This is a genomic window from Aquabacterium sp. J223 (assembly GCF_024666615.1).
Classification (GTDB): Bacteria; Pseudomonadota; Gammaproteobacteria; order Burkholderiales; family Burkholderiaceae_C; genus J223.
In genome coordinates this window covers 1,923,884-1,939,709 of the sequence record NZ_CP088297.1, presented here as the reverse complement: position 1 = coordinate 1,939,709, position 15,826 = coordinate 1,923,884, and the positions used below count along the sequence as shown (strand labels likewise).

Sequence of the window (15,826 nt, the reverse complement as noted above, 5' to 3'; positions counted from 1 at the left end):
TCACTTGTCCTTGAAGTCGCCGGCCACGCCGCTGGCGAACTGGTCGGGCTTGAGGTGCTTGCGCAAGGCCGCGTTGACCTTGTCGACGGTCAGCGCGGCCAGCGCCTCGTCCACCTGCTGGGAATAGGCGAAGGTGCGGTTCAGGTAGAGGTTGCTCGCCAGCGTGCTGGCCAGCGTCTCGTCCTGCGCCCGCGACAGCCGGCGGAAACTGAGCAGCGCACGCTTGGCGGCCTCCACCTCCTGCGGGGTGACACCGTCCTTCAGCACCCGGGCGATCTCCTCGCGCACCGCCTGTTCCACCTTGTCGCGGTTCTGCGGCGCGTAGATGGCGCTGCCCTCGAAGGGCGAGTTGGGCTCGAAGCTGTTCCAGCCGATGTCGGTGCGAACGTCGTACGACAGGCCTTCCTTCTCTCGAATGCGCTTCCACAGCCGCGAGTCGCCGCCGCGGCCGAGGATGAAGTTGCCCAGCGTCAGGGACGCGTAGTCCGCGTCGGTGTCGTTGACCGGCAGGCGCGAGCGCATCGCGAACACGGCGTTCTGCTTGTCGGGCGTCTGGAACACCAGCCGCGTCGGCGGCAGCGGCGTCAGCGGCCGCGGCACGCGGACGAAGGCCGACGGGCTGCGCCACTGGCCGATGGCGCTGTCCAGCGCCTGCTTCACCGCGTTGGCGTCGAAGTCGCCCACCGCCGAGAACTGGGCGTTCGAGGCGCCGTAGAAACGCTTGTGGAAGGCGCGCAGCTGCTCCACGTCGACCGCCTTCACGTCGGCCAGGATCTCGTCGAAGGTGCGGGCATGGCGGACGTCGCCGCGCGGGTACGGGTTGCCGTGGCGCGCCAGCGCGTTGTCAAGGATGGCCTGCGGGTCGTCGCGCCGCTGCTGCACGCTGGAAGCGGTCTGCCGCTGCAGTTCTTCCAGCACCGCGGGCGGGAAGCTGGGCTCCTTGAGCAACTGCCCGACCAGGGCGATGGCCTCGGGCAGCTGCTCGCGCCGCGAGCTGATGCCCACCGTCACGCTGCCAGGCCCGCCGCCGATGGCCACCTCCGTGCGCAGCGCATCGAGCCGGTCCTGGATCTGCTGCCGGCCGAGCTGCGTGGTGCCCTTGTCCAGCATGGCGGCGACGAACGACGCCACCTGCGTGGTGCCGACCAGGCTCTTCTCGTCGCCGAAACGCAGCGTCAGCGTGGCCTTGACCACGCCCCCGCGGGTGGGCTTGGGCAGCAGCGCACCCTGCAGCCCGCTGGGCAGCGTGAAGCGCTGGGTGAGCTTGTCGATGTTGGCCGGGCTGGCATCGAAGGCCGCCACCGTGGCCTGGCCCGCCTGCGGCTTGAAGGTCTTCAGCTCCGCCGCCACGTCGACGCGGGTCGGAACCGGCGGGCGCTGCGGCTTCTCGGTGGGCAGGTAGGCGCCGAGCGTGCGGTTCGTCGGGATCAGGCGCTCGGCGGCCACCCGCTGCACGTCGGCCAGCTTCGCCGCCTTGACCCGGTCGCGCACCAGGAAGAAGAGCCGCCAGTCGCCCTGCGCGATGGAATCCGACAGCGCGACGCCCACCTGCTCGGGGTTGCTGAACTGCAGGTCCCAGGCCTTGAGCCACTTCGCCTGCGCGCGCTGCAGCTCGTCGGCCGTGATGGGCTGCTGGGCCATGCCCTCCACCACCGCGACCAGTTCGCCGCGGGCGCGTTCGAAGTCCTGCCCCGGCGCCAGCTGCGCGCCGAGCAGCATGGCGCCCGGGTCGTGCAGGCCGAGCGTGTCGCCGAACACCGAGGCGGCGACGTTGCGCTCCACCAGCCGCGCATGCAGCCGGCCCGACGGCGAGTCGCCGAGGACGATGGCCAGCAGCTCGGTGGCGGCGTAGTCGGGATGCGCCGCCGGCGGGATGTGGTAGCCGGCCATGAGCAGCGGCGAGCCGCCGACCCGCCGCAGCGTGACCGCCCGCTCGCCGTCCTGCGGCGGCTCCAGGGTGTAGAGCGACGGCAGCTCGCGCTTGGGCTTGGCAATGGCGCCGAAGAACTTGCGCACCCACTGCAGCGTCTTGGCGGTGTCGAAGCGGCCGGAGACGATCAGCGTCGCGTTGTCCGGCTGGTAGTACAGCCGGTAGAAGGCCTGCAGCCGCGGGATGTCGACGTTCTCCACGTCGGCGCGGGCACCGATCGTCGACTTGCCGTAGTTGTGCCACTGGTACATCGTGGCCATGGTCTTCTCGTAGAGGATGCGGCTGGGGCTGTTCTCGCCCATCTCCATCTCGTTGCGCACCACCGTCATCTCGCTGTCGAGGTCCTTGCGCGCGATGAAGCTGTTGACCATGGCGTCGGCCAGCCATGACAGGTACCACTGCAGGTTGTCCTCGTTGGCGGCGAAGCTGGCGAAGTAGTTGGTGCGGTCCAGCCAGGTCGTGCCGTTGGCGCGGAAGCCGCGCTTGGTGAACTCGGCCCAGACGTTGGGCGTGGTCGGCGTGCCCTTGAACAGCAGGTGCTCCAGCAGGTGCGCCATGCCGGTCTCGCCGTAGTTCTCCATTCGCGAGCCGACGCGGTAGGTGACGTTGACCGTCGTCGTCGGCTTGGAGTCGTCGGGCACCAGCAGCACCTGCAGGCCGTTGGGCAGGCGGTACTCGCTGATCCCCTCCACCGTCTGCACGGGCTGCACCGTCGCCGAGGGGGTCGGCGTGGCATGCGGCTGCGCGGCCACCAGCCCTGGCAGGCCGCCCATGAACAACAGCGTGAGAACGGCGAGCGTGCGCGACAACGGCATGGGGTCGGGATCCTCGTGTCCAGGGGGCGGCGGCAGTGTAGGCGGGTGCGGGGTCCGGGACCGCCCGGGCGGCCCTTCAAGCAGGAAGGGGAGCCGAAGCCCCCCTTCAAAGTTCCGTCGGCGCCCGGGCGCTCAGCGGACCACCCTACCGCAGCCAGCGCCGCGATTGGCGCGGCAGCGGTCCGGCGTTCAGGCCTTGTCCTGGTCCTTCTTCCAGGCGGCCAGGCCGCTGGTGATTTCGGCACGGGCGGCCTCCGGGCCTTCCCAGCCCTTGACCTTGACCCACTTGCCCTTCTCCAGGTCCTTGTAGTGCTCGAAGAAGTGCTGGATCGCCTTCAGCCGCATCGGGTTGATGTCCTCCGGCTTCTGCCAGTGGTCGTAGATGGGCAGGATCTTGGTCGTGGGCACCGCCAGCAGCTTGGCATCGCCGCCGGCCTCGTCCTCCATCTGCAGCACGCCCAGGGGCCGGCAGGTCACCACCACCCCGGGCGTGAGCGGATAGGGCGTGATCACCAGCACGTCCACCGGGTCGCCGTCGTCGGCCAGCGTCTGCGGCACGTAGCCGTAGTTGCACGGGTAGTGCATCGCCGTGGTCATGAAGCGGTCCACGAAGATGGCGCCCGTCTCCTTGTCGACCTCGTACTTGATCGGGTCGGCGTTCATCGGGATCTCGATGATCACGTTGAACTCGTCGGGCGCCTTCGCGCCGGGGGTCACGTTGTGCAGGCTCATGGCGTGTGGTTGGCAGGCTGGGTCAGGTAAACCCGAAGATTCTACGGGTCACCCCATGACGCGCCGCCGCCCGATCCAGGGCCGCAGGCGCGGCGCGAGACCAGCATCGACCGGCTGGGCGCGCGGATGTCAGCGGCACGTCAGTTCGGATTGCCAGCCCATGCCCCTTCACTTAGCATGGTCCAACGACCCCCTCCGGCGAGCACATGAGAAGGCGGGCGATTCGAGGCGTTCCAACCCGAGAAGGAGACCACTTGATCTCGACGACCTTCGCGCTCACCCTGGCGCTGGCCTGCGGCCTCGCGGCCGTGCTCTACGGCTTCGTGCAACGAAGCTGGATCTTGAAGCAGGACCCGGGCAACGCCCGCATGCAGGAGATCGCGGGGGCCATCCAACAGGGCGCTGCGGCCTACCTGGCTCGCCAGTACCGCACCATCGCCATCGTCGGCGTGGTGCTCTTCCTGCTGATCCTGTTCGCACCCGGCCTGGGCTGGAAGACGGCCCTGGGCTTCCTGCTCGGCGCCGTGCTGTCCGGCGCCTGCGGCTTCATCGGCATGAACATCTCGGTGCGCGCCAACGTGCGCACCGCGCAGGCCGCGACCCGCGGCATCGGCCCGGCCCTCGACGTCGCCTTCAAGGGCGGCGCCATCACCGGCATGCTGGTGGTGGGCCTCGGCCTGATCGGCGTGGTGCTGTTCTTCTGGTGGGTGACGGGCGGCCAGGCCCCCGGCGGCGACACCACGCTGTCGGCGCTGCTCAAGCCGCTGCTCGGGGTGGCCTTCGGCTCCAGCCTGATCTCGATCTTCGCGCGGCTGGGCGGCGGCATCTTCACCAAGGGCGCCGACGTCGGCGCCGACCTGGTGGGCAAGGTGGAGGCCGGCATCCCCGAGGACGACCCGCGCAACCCGGCGGTGATCGCCGACAACGTGGGCGACAACGTGGGCGACTGCGCCGGCATGGCGGCCGACCTGTTCGAGACCTATGTCGTGACGCTGATCGCGACGATGGCGCTCGGCGCCATCGTCATCGGCGGCAGCGCGGCGATGGCCGGCGTGACCTACCCGCTGGTGCTGGGCGGCGTGTCGATCATCGCCTCGATCATCGGCTGCTTCTTCGTCAAGGCCCGGCCCGGCATGACCAACGTGATGCCGGCGCTGTACAAGGGGCTGGCGGTGTCGGGCGTGCTCAGCCTGATCGCCTTCTGGTTCGCCACCACGGCCATGTTCCCGCAGGCCATCCAGATCGGCGAGCGGTCGGTCGGCGCGACGGGCCTGTGGCTGAGCTGCCTGGTGGGCATGGTGCTGACGGCGGCGCTGGTCTGGATCACCGAGTACTACACCGGCACGCAGTACGGCCCGGTCAAGCACATCGCGCAGGCGTCCACCACCGGCCACGGCACCAACATCATCGCCGGCCTGGGCGTCAGCATGAAGAGCACGGCCTGGCCGGTGCTGCTGATCTGCGCCTCGATCTACGCCGCCTACGCGCTGGCCGGGCTGTACGGCATCGCGGTGGCGGCGACCTCGATGCTCAGCATGGCCGGCATCGTGGTGGCGCTTGACGCCTACGGTCCGATCACCGACAACGCCGGCGGCATCGCGGAGATGTCCGAGCTGCCCAGCAGCGTGCGCGACATCACCGACCCGCTGGACGCCGTCGGCAACACCACCAAGGCGGTGACCAAGGGTTATGCGATCGGCTCCGCCGGCCTGGCCGCGCTGGTGCTGTTCGCCGACTACACCCACGCGCTGGAAGCGCGCGGCATGAGCGTGTTCTTCGACCTGTCGAACCATGAGGTGATCGTCGGCCTGTTCATCGGCGGCCTGATCCCCTACCTGTTCGGCGCGATGGCGATGGAGGCGGTGGGCCGCGCCGCGGGCTCGGTGGTCGTCGAGGTGCGACGCCAGTTCCGCGACATCAAGGGCATCATGGAAGGCACCGGCAAGCCCGAGTACGGCAAGGCGGTGGACATGCTCACCACCGCGGCGATCAAGGAGATGATGATCCCGTCGCTGCTGCCCGTGGTGGTGCCCATCCTGGTCGGCATGCTGCTCGGCCCGGCCGCGCTCGGCGGCCTGCTGATGGGCACCATCGTCACCGGCCTGTTCGTCGCCATCAGCATGTGCACCGGCGGCGGCGCCTGGGACAACGCCAAGAAGCTGATCGAAGAGGGCTTCACCGACGCCGCCGGCGTGCTGCACAAGAAGGGCGGCGACACGCACAAGGCCGCGGTCACCGGCGACACCGTGGGCGACCCCTACAAGGACACCGCCGGTCCCGCGGTGAACCCGCTGATCAAGATCATCAACCTGGTGGCGCTGCTGATCGTGCCGCTGCTGCCGATGACGGCCGACACCAGCCGTGCCAAGGCACCCGCGCCCGTCGTGGCCAGCGCACCGGCACCGGCACCGGCTGCGGCACCGGCCGCCCTGCCCGCCGTCAAGCCCTGAGGGCGCAAAGCGGACCACCACCGCGCCTTCGGGCGCGGTTTCCTTTCGGGCACGGGCCGTCAGCGGCAGGCGCGCCAGCCGCCCTGCTCCAGGTGCAGGTGGTCGCGGTGGGCGGCGTTGTGGTCCGGGCTCAGCACCTGGTCGACGCTGGCGCAGGCGCCGTCGCGCAGCGCCCGCAGGAACGCCGCCGCATCGGGCGGGCCGTCCCAGTGCGACGAGACGGTGATGCGGCGGCCGTCGGCCAGCACCACGCCCGCCACGTCCAGGGCCCGCGCGCGGGCGTGGCCGCTGCGCCGCCCGGTGCCGGCGACGTCACGGCAGGCGTAGCTGCCGAAGTGTTCCAGTCGCTGCACCGGCTGGCCGAAGGCGGCGCGGGCCTGCGGCTGCAGCACCCGGTGCTGCCACAGCGCCAGCGCCGCGGCGGAGTGGCAGGTGAGCGGCACCGGGGACCAGCGCAGCCCGGGACCGCCGCCGACCCTCACCGCGTCGCGCCAGCCGCAGCCGGCCTCGACCGCACGATCGGGCAGCGGCTCGAAGCGCTGGCCGGCGGACTCGAGGAAGGCGTGGCAGGCCGCCGGCCGGTCGCCGAGCCGGCGCAGCTTGGCCCGGTCCAGCGGCCCTGCGGGCTGCCGCACGTCCAGCGGCATGAACGGGTTCCACGGCAGCGGCAGGTGCCAGGCGGCCGCGACCACCAACACCAGCGGGCCGGCGTGGCCGAGCAGGGCCAGCGCCTCGCGCCGCAGACGCCGCCGCCATCCCCGGCCCGCGACGGGCGCCGGCACGTCGCCCGTGGGCTACTCCACCACCCGCACGCCCTTCCAGAAGGCCATGCGGCCCTTGATCTCGGCCGCGGCCTCCTTCGGCTCGGCGTAGTACCAGACCGCATCGGGGTTCACGTCGCCGTCGACGAAGAGGTTGTGGTACTGCGCCGTGCCCTTCCACGAGCAGGTGGTCTTGGTGTTGCTCGGCAACAGGAACTCCTGCTTCACGGCGGCCGCGGGGAAGTAGTGGTTGCCTTCGACCAGCACCGTGTCGTCGCTTTCGGCGATGACCGCGCCTTTCCAGATCGCCTTCATGGGCGCCGCTCCTCGGATTCGGTGGACCACCGATGCTAGCGAGCGGCATGCCGTCCGCTGGCGTGGGGACATCATTTGCTACCCTCCTCCCGAGAGCCCATCCCGCCCGCGCCCCACGGTGACCCAAGCCCAGCACCTGGCCGTCCTCGACGACGAGACCGACATCACCCAGCTGCTTGCCCACTACCTGGCGGCGCAGGGCTTCCGGGTGAGCCAGGCCCACAACGGGCCCGCGCTGATGAGCCTGATGGCCAGCGACCCGCCAGTGCTGGTGCTGCTGGACCTGGGCCTGCCCGGCGAGGACGGCTTCGCGATCGCCCGCCAGCTGCGGGAGCACCACCGCTGCGGCCTGGTCATCGTCTCCGGCCGCGGCGATGCGGTCGACAAGGTGGTGGGCCTGGAGGTCGGCGCCGACGACTACGTGACCAAGCCCTTCGACCTGCGTGAACTGCTGGCGCGCATCAAGGCCGTGCTGCGCCGCATGGCGCCGGCCGACACCGCCGGGCCGGCGGCGCCACCCGCGGCCAGCCGCCTGGCCTTCGCCGGCTGGGCGCTCGACACCGCGGCCCGCCGCCTCACCGGCCCGCAGGGCGAGGTGACGCTCACCGCGGGCGAGTTCGACCTGCTCGTCGCCTTCGCCCGCCACCCGGGCCGCGTGCTGTCGCGCGACTTCCTGCTCGAGCTGACCCGCGGCCGCGAGGCCGGGCCCTTCGACCGCACCATCGACGTCCAGGTCGGCCGCCTGCGCAGGAAGATGGAGGCCGACCCGGAGGACCCGCAGCTCATCAAGTCGGTGCGCGGCGCGGGCTACATCCTCGTGCCGCCGGTGACGGTCACATGAACACGCCGGCCCGCCGCTCAGTGCGACTGCCGGAGCGCATCGCGCGCAAGGTGGCCCCGTGACCGCCGCGCCCGGCCACGGCCCCGAGGGCGCGCTGCCCGACGGCGCGCCGGCGGCCGTGCCCGGCGTCGACCTGGACACCGTCTTCCGCTCGCTGTTCGGCGCCTACCCCGACGCGCTGCTGGTGGTGGACCCCGCCGGCACCATCGTGCTGGCCAACCCGGCCGCCGCCGGGCTGCTGGGCTACGGTCCGGCGGAGCTGGCCGGCCTGCCGGTGGACGCCCTGGTGCCCGACGCCATCCGACCGCGCCACGCCGCCTACCGCGACGCTTATGGCCACAAGCCGCGCCCGCGGCCGATGGGCAACGCGATGGACCTGGTCGCCAAGCGGCGCGACGGCAGCGAGGTGATGGTCGAGATCGCCCTCAGCCCGCTGCAGAACCAGGGCCTGCCGTACGTGGTCGCGGCCATCCGCGGCATCGGCGCCTACCCGCGCGTGCGGCAGGCGCTGCAGCGCGCCCGCTACAGCGAGCAGTTGGCGCGCGTCGGGCGCACGGCCGTCGACAGCCGGGACCTGGCGCACCTGCTCGCCCAGGTGCCTCAGGCCATGGTCGACGCCCTGCAGGTGGAGGCCGCGGCGCTGTGCCTGCTGCAGCCCGGCCGCCCGGGCGGCCGGGTGCTGGCCGCCGGCGCCGCCGCGCAGGGCCTGTCGGCCGGCCTCGGCGACGGCCACCCCGCCGGCCTCGACCCGCAGGGCCTCGGGGCCCGCGCGATCGCGGCCGGGCATGCGGTCATCGTCGACGACCTGCGGGCGGAGCCGCCCGGCGCCTGGACCGCGCTGGCGTTGGCCGAGGGACACCGCAGCGCGCTGGCCGTGCCGCTGTTCGACCACGGCGCGGCCAGCGGCGCGTTGGTGGCGGTGGCCTCGCAGCGCCAGCGCTTCGGCGCCGACGAGGCACGGTTCCTCGACTCGTTGTCCAGCCTGGTCTCGACCAGCCTGCAGCGCGCGCACAGCGAGGAACAGCTGCTGCACGCCCAGCGGCTGGAGAGCGTGGGCCAGCTCACCGGCGGCATCGCCCACGACTTCAACAACCTGCTCACCGTCATCCAGGGCAACCTGCAGGTGCTGGAGGACCTGCCCGCGGTGGCCGGCGACCCGGTGGCGCCGCAGCTGCTGGGCGCGGCCATGCGCGCCAGCCGGCGCGGCGCCGAGCTGACGGGCAAGCTGCTCGCCTTCTCGCGCCGGCAGCGGCTGCAGCCGACGCAGGTCCGGGTGGCGCCGCTGCTGGAATCGCTGGCCGACATGCTGCGCCGCACGCTGGACCAGCGCATCCTCATCGACGTGCAGGTGGACGCCGGCTGCCCCGACGTGCTGGCCGACGCCGGGCAGCTCGAATCCTCGCTGCTCAACATCGCGATCAACGCCCGCGACGCCATGCCCGACGGCGGGCGGCTGTCCTTCGGCGGCCGCTGGTGCGCGGCGCTGCCCCCCGGGGTCGACGGCCCGGCCGAGGCCGAGCAGGGCTACGTCGCGCTGAGCGTGGCCGACAGCGGCAGCGGCATGACGGAGGCGGTGCGCGAGCGGGTGTTCGAGCCCTTCTTCACCACCAAGGAGGCCGGGCGCGGCACCGGCCTGGGACTGTCGAGCGTCTACGGCTTCGTCAAGCAGTCGCGCGGGGCGGTGGCGCTGGACAGCGTCCCCGGTCGTGGCACCACCGTGGCGCTGTACCTGCCGGCGGTGGCCGCGCCCGAGCGCGAGGCGGCGCCGGCAGAGGACGGTGCGCCGCGCGCCCTGCCGCCCGGGCTGAAGGTGCTGCTGGTGGAGGACGACGCCGAAGTGCGCCAGGTGGTGCAGGCCTTCCTGCGCCAGCTCGGCGCCGAGGTGACCGCCTGCGTCAGCGGCGAGCAGGCGCTGGCCGCGCTGGCCGGCGAACGGCCGCAGGACCTGCTGCTCAGCGACATCGCCCTCGGCGCCGGCATGCGCGGCACCGAGCTGGCGGTGCGCGCGGTGCAGCAGCGCCCCGGCCTTCGGGTGCTGCTGATGTCCGGCTTCTCGCACGAACTGCTCGAAGGCGACGGCGAGGCGACGCTCGGCCACCGCCTGCTGCCCAAGCCCTTCGACCGCGAGGCGCTGGCGCAGGCCGTGGCCGCCACGCTGGCGGCGCGCTGAGCGGGCGGCGGGGTCAGGCCTCGGCCGGCGCGGACGAGAAGCTGCGCTGCACGAAAGCGACCAGCGCGCCGACCTCCGGGATGCAGATGTCGCGGCGCCCACGCTCGGTGAAGCCGATCAGCCCGGCCTTGGCCAGCCGCGACAGCGCGCGGCTCACCGTCTCCAGCGTCATGCCGAGGTAGTTGCCGATCTCGGCCCGGGTCATGCGCAGGGTGATCTGGTCGCTGCGCAGGCCGCGCTGGCCGAGCGCCTCGGCCCAGTGGCGCAGGAAGTCGGCCACCCGTGCGTCGGCCGGCAGCGTGCACAGCGACAGCAGCGACTCGCGGTCGCGTGCGATCTCGCGGCTCATCGCCTCGTGCAGCACGGTCAGCAGCGGCGGGTGCTCGGCGCAGGCCTGCAGCAGCAGGTCATAGCGCACCGACCACACCTCGCCGGTGTCCATGGCGATGGCGTCGCAGCCGTGCTGGCCGTCGGCGATGCCGTCGAAGCCCAGCCAGTCGCCCTTGAAGTGGAAGCGCACCACCTGCTCGCGGCCGTCGGGCGCCCGGTCGATGATCTTGAAGAAGCCCGCGTGCAGGATGTGCAGGCTGTCGAAGCGGGCGCCGGCACGGTAGACCGCCTCGCCCGCGCGCAGCACCCGCCGCCGCAGGACCACCCGCTCCTGCAGCAGCGAGAGCACCTGCGCGATGCGCTCGGCCACGCTGCGCTCGGCCTGCAGCGGCACGGCGTGCGGCACCGCTGTGTCGGCAGGCATGGCGCTGGGGCGGTGGGTGGTCAACATGCCGGCTCCTTGTCCTGGGTCAATGCCGACCAGTGTGGGCAGGCCGCGCCAACCGCATGCCAACCGTGCGCACCGCTTCGTAACGTTGGGTGAAGGGGGCGTGAACGGCGGGTATACGGCGCGCATCGGCACGGACGGCACCCTGCAGGCTTGATGGCCGTCAACCCCGCGCGAGACGGGGTGCCTACGCTGACGGTCCTTCGATCGCCGCCATGCACCACACCCTGCACCATCGCCGACTCTGGTCGCTGGACGACCTCACCGGGGCGGACGTCCTCGCCCTGCTGCAGGCGCTGCGCCAACTCAAGGCCACCGCGTCGCGGGAGACCGGTCAACGGCCCCTGCGCGGCCGCAACCTCGCGCTGCTCAGCGACGGCGACGCGGCCACCCGCGAGGGCGCCGACGACCCGCTGCAGCAGGCCGCGCGAGCGCTCGGCGCGCAGGTGTCGCGGGTGCACAGCCAGGGCCGGCCCGCCACCCTCGGCGACACCGCCCGGCTGCTGGGGCGGCTGTACGACGCGGTGGACTGCCGCGGCCTGGACGGAGAAGCGGTGCGGCAGCTCGATCGCGACGCCGGCATCCCCGTCTTCAACGACCTGGCGCACGGCGACCACCCGCTGGGCGCCCTGGCCGAACTGGCGACGCTGCAGGAGCTGGCAGGACAGCGGCCGCTGTCCGCGCTGCGGCTGTGTTATGTCGGCGACGGCCGCAGCGCCGCCGGCGACGCCCTGCTGCACGCGGCCGCGCTGGCCGGCGCCCACCTGACGGTCGTCGCCGACCCGGGCGCCGAACCGACGACACCGCGCTGGACCCGTCTGTGCACGCTGGCCCGCGCCCACGGCGGCACGCTGGCCGCCGCGCCCGGGCTTGACCGGCTGTCGGCGCCACCGGACCTGGTCTTCGGCAACGGACCGCAGGGAGCGTGGCGGCGACGCGAGAACCAGGCCTACCTGCTGCAGGCGGTGCTGGTCAGCACCCTGGCGTGACCGCCGGCGCCGGGGCGCCGTCCACGTGGCGCCCGGCGAGGTTCACCGCACCAGCAGCACCGGCACCTTGACCCGCGCGATGACGCCGGTGGTCACCGAGCCGAGCACCATGTTGCCCAGCGCCCCGTGGCCGTGCGTGCCCATCACCAGCAGGTCGGTCGGGTGGCTGGCCGCGTAGTCGGCGATCTGGTCGGCCGCGCTGCCGACGGCGTGTGCCGTCTGCAGCCGCCAACCGTTCTGCGTGGCCTGTTCGCGCAGCGGCGCGAGCACCGCCTCGGCCTGCTCGGCGTAGTAGTCGTTGAGCGACGCGCTGCCGAGGTACCGGGTGGCGTGCGGCGGGATCGGCGTCACCACGGTGAGGGCGGTGTACTCGTGCTGCTTGCCGAGCAGCTCGGCGTTCTGGCCGATCTGGGCCAGCATGCGCTGGGTGTAGGGACTGCCGTCCACCGGCAACAAGATCTTCATGTCGCGCTCCACAGGTGTTGTTCTGGGTGCGCCAGCGCCCGCGGGGCAACTGGCTGCCGGCCGATTGTGGCCAATGCCGTGCCGTGCCGGCCTTGCGCGCGGTCAATGGGCACCGCTCGGGCCGGCGGGGCCCGGAAAGACCAAGAGCCGACGGGGCCGGCTCTTGTCTTGAAGCGGACGCACGGGCGCTGCCCACGGTCCGGTGGCGGACGCCGGCGAGCCGGCTCGCTGCTCAGTGGCGCAGCGCCTGGGGCGGCACCCCCTGCAGCGCCGACGGAGGCGGCATCAGTTCGTCCGCCGCGGCGCTGGCCCGGTCGGCGTGGTAGCGCATGACGCGCGCGGCGGCTTCGAACAGCGCCCGGAACTGCTCTTCGGCCGGACGGACGGCGCTGCGGGTGGTGATGACTTCATTCATGTTCGACGACATGTGACCTCCTGTTGGGGACAGTGTGCCGCCGCCCGTCTCCCGGGCGGCACCCCGCGATCGGGAGGGCGGCGGCTGCGATGCGCGCACGACAGTGGCAAATATCACGCCCAACCCCAGGGTTTCCCCCATATGAGGGGTCGGTCAGACCGCGGCCGGCGTCGCCGAGGACGGCCAGGCGCCGGGCTCGGGCACCGCACACGGTCCCTCGCAGTCGATGGTGCTGAAGTTGGCCGGGCCGACCACCTCGAGGTACTCCATGTCGGGCGAGTAATCGAAGAGAAAGTGCACGATGCCGGGGCGCTGGTGCACGACGTCGCCGGCGGACACCAGCGTCTCCCGGTCCTCGTACATGAAGCGCGCCCAGCCCTTGAGCATGTAGACGATGTGGAACTCGGCCTCGTGGCGGTGCCAGCCGGTGCCGGTCTCCGGCGCCTCGTTGGCCTTGACCAGGTGCGCGACGACCCGTCCCTGGGTGGCCTCGGCGATGCCGAGGTCGCGGTAGAGGAAGAAGTCCCGCAGCCCCTCGCCCTTGAACTGCGTGTCGCCGGGCTTGACATGGGAGAAGCGGGTGGCGTTGGTCTCGGGCATCGGCGCCTCGCATCGGGGCGTGTCGGATTGACACGCGCGGCGCTTTGCATGAAGCGTTCCACGAGAAGCACGGCCGCACCGGCGCACCCGCGCGCTAGACGCCCTGTGCCGCCGGCTGGGCCGGCGCGTGGCGCGGTTCCCGGTCGGCGGCCACGGCGGAGCCTCGCTCCTCGTGCAGCGCCGCGGCAACGCGCAGGGCGTTGGCCGCGATGGTGAGCGCGGGGTTGGTGCCACCGCTGCTGGGAAAGAAGGCAGCGTCGACGACGTACAGGTTGTCCAGCCCGTGCGCCCGGTTGTTGCGGTCGAGCACCGACTGCCGCGGGTCGTCACCGAAGCGGCAGGTGCCGCAGGCATGGGGGAAATTCAGGTTGTTCGGGCCGGACAGGCACCACAGCCAATGGTCCGCCCCCAGCGCCTTGCGCAGCCGACCGCGCATGAGCCCGCAGCGCCGCCTCAGTTCGACCGGGTAGCGGTAGTGGAAGCGCAGGCCGCCCGGCGCTGCGGGGTCCAGCCACACCCGGTTGTCGGCGTGCGGGAAGTCCTCGACGATGGAAGCGAGCACCGTACCGCCGCGCAGCGCGGGCAGCGGCAGCCCGGCGCCGACCCGCAAGGCCGGCCCCATCGCCCGGCGCAGCGGGGCCGGCCAGGCCAGGGACCGGGCGCGCAGGAAGTGCCAGGCCAGGCCGGGGCCGGGCGCCAGACCGGTGGATTGCCAGGTGCCGAAACTCCGGCCGTCCACACGGTAGAAGTCGTTGAAGGACAGCGCCTTGTCGAGGCTGCCCTCGGCGGCCCGTCCGGCCGTGCCCCGGCGGCGAGGCCGCAGCGCGACGAAGTCGCTGGCGTGGAACATCAAGTGGCGCCCGACCAGCCCGCTGTCGTTGGCCAGGCCCTGCGGCCAGTCCGGGCTGGCCGAGGCGAGCAGCAGACGCGGAGACATGAACGCCCCTGCCGCCAGCACGATCAGCCCCGCTGACAGGCGGATCTGCTCGCCATGCCGGCGCACGAGCACCGACTCCACCCGCCGTCGATTGGCGGCCAGCGACAGCACTTCGCACTCGGTGGCCAAGGCGGCTCCGTGTTGCTGCACGGCCGGCAGCACGCACACGGTCCCGGCGTCACGGCGGGTGCCGTGGGTGGCACGGTCGCCCGAGACAGTGGGGACACGGTGCCGCACCACCGGCGGCCAGATGGGCGCGGTAGGGGTGCAGCCCATGCACCTGAAGGTGCGCCATCAAGGCGGTGTCGGCGACGGCCAGCGGCGGCGGCGGCCGCAAGGGCTGAAGGGGGTCCACGGGCCCGAGCGGGTCCGGCGTGCCGGTGACGCCGAACAGCGCCTCGGCCTCCCGGTAATGCGGCAGCAGGTCCTGGTAGGTGATCGGCCAGTCGGGTCGTGGCGGTGCGCCGTCGCCCGCCGAGGTCCGGAAATCCTCCGGCCGGAAGCGCTCGAGTTGACCGCCATAGCGCAGCGAACTTCCGCCGACCCCGCAGCCGAGGTCGATCGGTTGCCGGCCGAAGCTGGTGCGCCCCTGCAGCACCAGGGGCCACAGCCCCTGCACGAGCCGCTCGTCGTCGGTCCCGTCCGCCGGCACGTCGAAGAGCCGGCCACGCTCGAGGAACAACACACGCCAGCCGCGACTCGCCAGGCCCCAGCCCACGACGGCCCCGCCCATGCCGGTGCCCACCACGATCGCGTCCCAGCGGCCGCGCCGAAGGCCGTCGTTGTCCAGCGGGGACGCGCGCGCCCTGTGGGGTGCGGCCACTCCGGCCCGGTCCGGCTCGTCCATCCCGCCCCCTGTGACTGCTCGGTCAAACCCCAACAGCCCCGGGTCCGGCCCACAACCCGCGGTGAGGCGGTCGCGGGGCCCAAAACACGACAGCCCGCCCGGTGTCCCGGGCGGGCTGCGTGGCAAAACCGAATGGAAGGTAAGCCGAATAAATGGTCGGGGGTGGCGGGATTCGAACTCGCGACCCCTTGCACCCCATGCTTGTTTTCTGGGACAAACAGGGATGAAGCGGGACAGCGTTGGACAGCCATTTCCCTTGTAGATCAACGGTTGCGATCGACAATCGGTTCCACACGATCCCGACGCCCCTCGCTCGATTCCACTCACGGTTTACCCCTCGGTTTACCCCTGGACCCCGCGCGCCGCAGCGCGAGCAGAAGCCCTCGCGGCTTTGGTCGCGCCGCGTGCCAAGGGCACCAGCTCAATGTCCACCGAGTCCCCGCGCGATATGGCTGCGTCACCGCTCGCGGGCGGAGGCGCAGGGATCAGATAGGCCACGGGGTGCCCGTGGCGTGTGATTGCAAGGGACTTGCGCCAGCAGCCCGACACCGCCAGCGGGACGATCTTCGTGTCGCTGGAGGACGAGACCGGGGTGATCCAGGTCATCGTCTGGAAGTCGGTGCGCGAGCGCCAGCGCAGCGAGCTGCTGCAGGCGCGCCTGCTCGCGGTGCACGGGACATGGCAGCGCGAGGGCGAGCTGCGCAGCCTGATTACCGGACGGCTCGAGGATTTGACGTGCTGCTCGGACGGCTGGCGACGGGCAGCCGGGATTTTCAGGTAG

At 72.2% G+C, this 15,826-nt stretch carries 14 protein-coding genes and 1 pseudogene; 5 read left to right on the top strand and 10 right to left on the bottom strand.

Annotated features, from left to right (window positions below):
* A complete protein-coding gene (locus LRS07_RS09345) occupies positions 1–2,703 on the bottom strand; it encodes a M16 family metallopeptidase (RefSeq protein WP_409450638.1) in 2,703 nt (900 codons plus the stop codon).
* Between the two features lie 231 nt (positions 2,704–2,934).
* Positions 2,935–3,477 carry an inorganic diphosphatase gene (gene ppa / locus LRS07_RS09340; protein ID WP_260501652.1) on the bottom strand — a complete coding sequence of 181 codons (543 nt, stop codon included), beginning with the start codon at positions 3,475–3,477 and terminating at the stop codon, positions 2,935–2,937.
* Between the two features lie 257 nt (positions 3,478–3,734).
* Between ppa and LRS07_RS09335 the strand changes: the two genes are divergently transcribed.
* Complete coding sequence (locus tag LRS07_RS09335) at positions 3,735–5,927, top strand: sodium-translocating pyrophosphatase (protein WP_260502081.1); 2,193 nt, start codon at positions 3,735–3,737, stop codon at positions 5,925–5,927.
* A gap of 59 nt (positions 5,928–5,986) precedes the next feature.
* Here the strand turns inward: LRS07_RS09335 and LRS07_RS09330 are convergent, their stop codons facing one another.
* Positions 5,987–6,709 (bottom strand): extensin-like domain-containing protein, encoded by a 723-nt coding sequence (locus LRS07_RS09330; protein ID WP_260501651.1) that lies wholly within the window; start codon positions 6,707–6,709, stop codon positions 5,987–5,989.
* A gap of 12 nt (positions 6,710–6,721) precedes the next feature.
* Positions 6,722–7,003: a DUF427 domain-containing protein gene (locus LRS07_RS09325; RefSeq protein WP_260501650.1), complete on the bottom strand. Its 282-nt coding sequence runs from the start codon at positions 7,001–7,003 to the stop codon at positions 6,722–6,724.
* Between the two features lie 118 nt (positions 7,004–7,121).
* Here LRS07_RS09325 and LRS07_RS09320 point away from each other — a divergent pair, with 118 nt between their 5' ends.
* Together LRS07_RS09320 and LRS07_RS09315 are read left to right on the top strand one after the other, a co-directional pair.
* Complete coding sequence (locus LRS07_RS09320) at positions 7,122–7,844, top strand: winged helix-turn-helix domain-containing protein (protein ID WP_260501649.1); 723 nt, start codon at positions 7,122–7,124, stop codon at positions 7,842–7,844.
* A gap of 58 nt (positions 7,845–7,902) precedes the next feature.
* Positions 7,903–10,014, top strand: coding sequence for a PAS domain S-box protein (locus tag LRS07_RS09315; RefSeq protein ID WP_260501648.1), 2,112 nt, complete (start codon positions 7,903–7,905; stop codon positions 10,012–10,014).
* Positions 10,015–10,027: 13 nt separating this feature from the next.
* On the opposite strand, the gene LRS07_RS09310 is transcribed toward LRS07_RS09315, so the two are convergent.
* On the bottom strand, positions 10,028–10,768 hold the full coding sequence (locus tag LRS07_RS09310; RefSeq protein WP_260501647.1) for a Crp/Fnr family transcriptional regulator: 741 nt from the start codon (positions 10,766–10,768) through the stop codon (positions 10,028–10,030).
* Positions 10,769–11,007: 239 nt separating this feature from the next.
* Between LRS07_RS09310 and LRS07_RS09305 the strand changes: the two genes are divergently transcribed.
* Entirely contained in the window at positions 11,008–11,781 is a 774-nt protein-coding gene (locus tag LRS07_RS09305) for a Rossmann-fold NAD(P)-binding domain-containing protein (RefSeq protein ID WP_260501646.1), read from the top strand.
* Positions 11,782–11,823: 42 nt separating this feature from the next.
* Here LRS07_RS09305 and LRS07_RS09300 read toward each other — a convergent pair whose 3' ends face one another.
* From LRS07_RS09300 to LRS07_RS09280, 5 genes are all read right to left on the bottom strand, one after another.
* Positions 11,824–12,246, bottom strand: a complete 423-nt coding sequence (locus LRS07_RS09300) for a universal stress protein (protein WP_260501645.1) — start codon at positions 12,244–12,246, stop codon at positions 11,824–11,826.
* A gap of 232 nt (positions 12,247–12,478) precedes the next feature.
* Positions 12,479–12,673 (bottom strand): hypothetical protein, encoded by a 195-nt coding sequence (locus LRS07_RS09295; RefSeq protein WP_260501644.1) that lies wholly within the window; start codon positions 12,671–12,673, stop codon positions 12,479–12,481.
* Positions 12,674–12,814: 141 nt separating this feature from the next.
* Entirely contained in the window at positions 12,815–13,261 is a 447-nt protein-coding gene (locus LRS07_RS09290) for a cupin domain-containing protein (protein ID WP_260501643.1), read from the bottom strand.
* 94 nt (positions 13,262–13,355) lie between these two features.
* Complete coding sequence (locus LRS07_RS09285) at positions 13,356–14,474, bottom strand: GMC oxidoreductase (RefSeq protein ID WP_260501642.1); 1,119 nt, start codon at positions 14,472–14,474, stop codon at positions 13,356–13,358.
* Entirely contained in the window at positions 14,377–15,045 is a 669-nt protein-coding gene (locus LRS07_RS09280) for a GMC family oxidoreductase (RefSeq protein WP_260501641.1), read from the bottom strand. The genes LRS07_RS09285 and LRS07_RS09280 overlap by 98 nt, the downstream gene beginning before the upstream one ends.
* 529 nt (positions 15,046–15,574) lie before the next feature.
* Here LRS07_RS09280 and LRS07_RS09275 point away from each other — a divergent pair.
* Positions 15,575–15,822, top strand: a pseudogene (locus tag LRS07_RS09275) (OB-fold nucleic acid binding domain-containing protein); the annotation flags it as partial.
* Positions 15,823–15,826: the final 4 nt, after the last annotated feature.

What these genes read in the sequence shown, in the direction of transcription:
- LRS07_RS09345 (WP_409450638.1), bottom strand. Translation starts at nt 2,703, where the DNA reads ATGGGCGGCCTGCCAGGGCTGGTGGCCGCGCAGCCGCATGCCACGCCG.
- ppa (WP_260501652.1), bottom strand. Translation starts at nt 3,477, where the DNA reads ATGAGCCTGCACAACGTGACCCCCGGCGCGAAGGCGCCCGACGAGTTC.
- LRS07_RS09325 (WP_260501650.1), bottom strand. Translation starts at nt 7,003, where the DNA reads ATGAAGGCGATCTGGAAAGGCGCGGTCATCGCCGAAAGCGACGACACG.
- LRS07_RS09310 (WP_260501647.1), bottom strand. Translation starts at nt 10,768, where the DNA reads ATGCCTGCCGACACAGCGGTGCCGCACGCCGTGCCGCTGCAGGCCGAG.
- LRS07_RS09305 (WP_260501646.1), top strand. Translation starts at nt 11,008, where the DNA reads ATGCACCACACCCTGCACCATCGCCGACTCTGGTCGCTGGACGACCTC.
- LRS07_RS09300 (WP_260501645.1), bottom strand. Translation starts at nt 12,246, where the DNA reads ATGAAGATCTTGTTGCCGGTGGACGGCAGTCCCTACACCCAGCGCATG.
- LRS07_RS09295 (WP_260501644.1), bottom strand. Translation starts at nt 12,673, where the DNA reads ATGTCGTCGAACATGAATGAAGTCATCACCACCCGCAGCGCCGTCCGT.
- LRS07_RS09290 (WP_260501643.1), bottom strand. Translation starts at nt 13,261, where the DNA reads ATGCCCGAGACCAACGCCACCCGCTTCTCCCATGTCAAGCCCGGCGAC.
- LRS07_RS09285 (WP_260501642.1), bottom strand. Translation starts at nt 14,474, where the DNA reads ATGGGCTGCACCCCTACCGCGCCCATCTGGCCGCCGGTGGTGCGGCAC.
- LRS07_RS09280 (WP_260501641.1), bottom strand. Translation starts at nt 15,045, where the DNA reads ATGGACGAGCCGGACCGGGCCGGAGTGGCCGCACCCCACAGGGCGCGC.